At 51.6% G+C, this 1,010-nt stretch carries 1 rRNA gene; it reads right to left on the reverse strand.

What is annotated here, in order from left to right:
- Window positions 1-999, reverse strand: a 16S ribosomal RNA gene (locus tag FTU70_RS14255); the annotation flags it as partial.
- Window positions 1,000-1,010: the final 11 nt, after the last annotated feature.

The raw sequence follows: 1,010 nt of genomic DNA on the forward strand, positions 1-1,010 counted from the left end.
TCTACTATGTCAAGGCCAGGTAAGGTTCTTCGCGTTGCATCGAATTAAACCACATGCTCCACCGCTTGTGCGGGCCCCCGTCAATTCATTTGAGTTTTAGTCTTGCGACCGTACTCCCCAGGCGGTCTACTTATCGCGTTAGCTGCGCCACTAAAGGATCAAATCCCCCAACGGCTAGTAGACATCGTTTACGGCATGGACTACCAGGGTATCTAATCCTGTTTGCTCCCCATGCTTTCGCACCTCAGTGTCAGTATTAGGCCAGATGGCTGCCTTCGCCATCGGTATTCCTCCAGATCTCTACGCATTTCACCGCTACACCTGGAATTCTACCATCCTCTCCCATACTCTAGCTAACCAGTATCGAATGCAATTCCCAAGTTAAGCTCGGGGATTTCACATTTGACTTAATTAACCACCTACGCGCGCTTTACGCCCAGTAAATCCGATTAACGCTCGCACCCTCTGTATTACCGCGGCTGCTGGCACAGAGTTAGCCGGTGCTTATTCTGTGGGTAACGTCCACTTAGCCCAGGTATTAACCAGGTAAGCCTCCTCCCCACTTAAAGTGCTTTACAACCAAAAGGCCTTCTTCACACACGCGGCATGGCTGGATCAGGGTTCCCCCCATTGTCCAATATTCCCCACTGCTGCCTCCCGTAGGAGTCTGGGCCGTGTCTCAGTCCCAGTGTGGCGGATCATCCTCTCAGACCCGCTACAGATCGTCGCCTTGGTAGGCCTTTACCCCACCAACTAGCTAATCCGACTTAGGCTCATCTATTAGCGCAAGGTCATAAAGATCCCCTGCTTTCTCCCGTAGGACGTATGCGGTATTAGCATCCCTTTCGGAATGTTGTCCCCCACTAATAGGCAGATTCCTAAGCATTACTCACCCGTCCGCCGCTAGCTCAGTTACCGAAGCAACCTCGCCCGCTCGACTTGCATGTGTTAAGCCTGCCGCCAGCGTTCAATCTGAGCCATGATCAAACTCTTCAGTTAAAATCATTTTG

Origin of the sequence: Acinetobacter sp. YH12135, assembly GCF_013418565.1 — a bacterium.
In the GTDB taxonomy this organism is placed as follows: domain Bacteria; phylum Pseudomonadota; class Gammaproteobacteria; order Pseudomonadales; family Moraxellaceae; genus Acinetobacter; species Acinetobacter towneri.